The 2410-nt window shown below is 71.7% G+C and carries 3 protein-coding genes and 1 pseudogene; 1 reads left to right on the top strand and 3 read right to left on the bottom strand.

Translation table 11 applies throughout. The features are described 5' to 3' along the window. From ACOV8S_RS20330 to ACOV8S_RS20320, 3 genes and pseudogenes are all read right to left on the bottom strand, one after another. Positions 1-296 (bottom strand): annotated as a pseudogene (locus ACOV8S_RS20330) (LytR family transcriptional regulator); the annotation flags it as partial. Between the two features lie 16 nt (positions 297-312). Then, positions 313-966: a nicotinate-nucleotide adenylyltransferase gene (nadD, locus tag ACOV8S_RS20325; protein WP_351114502.1), complete on the bottom strand. Its 654-nt coding sequence runs from the start codon at positions 964-966 to the stop codon at positions 313-315. Between the two features lie 86 nt (positions 967-1052). Next, a complete protein-coding gene (locus ACOV8S_RS20320; RefSeq protein ID WP_448319208.1) occupies positions 1053-1214 on the bottom strand; it encodes a hypothetical protein in 162 nt (53 codons plus the stop codon). 161 nt (positions 1215-1375) lie between these two features. Here ACOV8S_RS20320 and ACOV8S_RS20315 point away from each other — a divergent pair, with 161 nt between their 5' ends. Then, positions 1376-2389: a M48 family metallopeptidase gene (locus ACOV8S_RS20315; protein WP_448319207.1), complete on the top strand. Its 1014-nt coding sequence runs from the start codon at positions 1376-1378 to the stop codon at positions 2387-2389. Positions 2390-2410: the final 21 nt, after the last annotated feature.

The raw sequence follows: 2410 nt of genomic DNA, 5'->3' as shown, positions 1-2410 counted from the left end.
CCGTAGGGAGGGCCGGCCGGGGGCACGGGGGCCTGCTGCCCGGTGCCGGGGCCCGCCCCGTAGGCGTCGTACCCGCTCGCGGGCGGCTGCTGCTGCCCGCCGCCGGAGGCGTACGGGTCGTAGCCGTACCCCTGCGGCTGCTGCTCCTGGCCGCCCTGCCGCGGGGGCGGGTAGCCCTGTGGGCCGGCCTGGCGCGGAGCCTGCCGGTACACGGGCTGCCCGTACTCGTCGTAGCCGACCAGTTCGTACTGGCCGTCCGTGTGTCCCGCGTGTCCCGCGTCGTATCGGTCGTTCACCGGTGCCCCTCTCGGCTCACTCGCCGCGGTACAGCTGGCGCTTGTCGATGTAACGCACGACTCCGTCCGGCACCAGATACCAGACGGGGGCGCCCTTGGCGACTCTCGCACGGCAGTCCGTGGAGGAGATGGCGAGGGCGGGCACCTCGACGAGCGAGACACCGCCCTCGGGGAGCCCGGGGTCGTGCAGGATGTGTCCCGGCCGCGTCACGCCGATGAAGTGCGCGAGGGAGAAGAGCTCGTCCGCGTCCCGCCAGGTGAGGATCTGGGCGAGCGCGTCCGCGCCCGTGATGAAGAAGAGATCGGTGTCCGGGTTGAGCGCGCTCAGGTCGCGCAGCGTGTCCGTGGTGTAGGTCGGACCGCCGCGGTCGATGTCGATGCGGCTCACCGAGAACTGCGGGTTCTCGGCGGTGGCGATGACCGTCATCAGGTAACGGTCCTCGGCCGGGGTCACCGTCCGGTGGCTCTTCTGCCAGGGCCGGCCGGTGGGCACGAACACGACCTCGTCGAGTCCGAAGGCGGCGGCGACCTCACTGGCCGCCACCAGGTGCCCGTGGTGGATCGGGTCGAACGTGCCGCCCATCACGCCCAGGCGGCGGCGCCCTCCCGTGTCGGCCGGGCCGGCGGCCGGGACGCCGGCCGGACCGGCAGGCATGTCCTGCTCTCCCATGCGTGCAGACCCTACCGGCCCGGTGGCGGAACCTTGACCTCGACCTCTCCCACCTGCGGGCGGCTCACGGGATCAGCCGTTCCGGTTCACCGGTCGCGGTTGAAGCTCACGGTGATGAAGAGCAGCAGCATGAGGATCACGAAGGCGCCGATGCCCGGCAGCAGGGGGTTGAGGTTCATGTGGTGACCGCCCTCGCCGCCTTCCGAGGCGAGGGTGACCAACTGCGCGGCGCTCTGGTGAAAGCTCATCTTCGGCTGGACCAATCCGTATGGGCTGGATAAGGACGTCGGCTCATCGTAAGCGCCGGTCGGCCGCGGGAACCATCGGCCCCGCCCGCTCGTCCTACCCACAGCAGCACCGGCCGCGCCGGCCGGTGGCGTAGGGGTGGACGACACGGGCGGGGGGCCTGATGCCGGGCGAGGAGAACACCGAGCGGGAGCAGCACACGGCGGCGCGCAGCCGTCGGCGTTTCCCGGGGCTGTCGTCCCGGGCCTACGAGCACCCGGCGGACCGCTCCGCGCTGGTCGCGCTGCGCAAGCTCAGCGGTTTCGACACGGTCTTCAAGGCCCTCAGCGGCCTGATCCCCGAGCGCAGTCTGCGTCTGCTCTTCCTGTCCGACTCCGTCCGGGTGAGCGACGAGCAGTTCCCCCACCTGCACGACATGCTGCGGGACGCCTGCTACATCCTCGACATGCCCAAGGTCCCGGCGATGTACGTGACCCAGGACCCCAAGCCCAACGCGATGTGCGTGGGCCTGGACGAGCCGGTCATCGTGCTGACCACGGGCCTGGTCGAGCTGCTCGACGAGGAGGAGATGCGCGCGGTCGTCGGCCACGAGGCCGGGCACGCGCTCTCCGGTCACGCGGTCTACCGCACGGTGCTGCTCTTCCTCACCACCCTGGCGGTCCGCGTCTCGTGGATCCCGCTGGGCAGCGTCGCGGTGATGGCGATCGTGACGGCGCTGCGCGAGTGGTTCCGCAAGTCCGAGCTGTCCGCGGACCGCGCGGGCCTGCTGGTGGGCCAGGACGTCGACGCGTCGATGCGCGGCCTGATGAAGCTGGCCGGCGGCAACCACCTGCATGAGATGAACGTGGACGCCTTCCTGCGCCAGGCCGAGGAGTACGAGGCGGGCGGCGACCTGCGCGACTCGGTGCTGAAGATACTCAACGTGCTGCCGCGCTCCCACCCGTTCACCACGGTGCGGGCCGCCGAGCTCAAGCGCTGGGCGTCCTCGCGGGACTACCAGCGGCTGATGGACGGCCACTACCCGCGGCGCGAGGAGGACAAGGACGCCTCGGTGACGGACGCCTTCCGCGAGTCGGCGGCCAGCTACGCGGAGACCGTCCGCACCTCCGCCGACCCGCTGATGAAGCTGGTCGGCGGCGCCACCGACCGCATACGCCGGGGCTTCGGCGGCGAGTGACGCGGGCCCGCGCCGCCGCGA

This window comes from Streptomyces sp. CO7, assembly GCF_053474865.1.
Note: the sequence above shows the minus strand (reverse complement) of the source record. Positions and strands in the feature narration are given on the sequence as shown.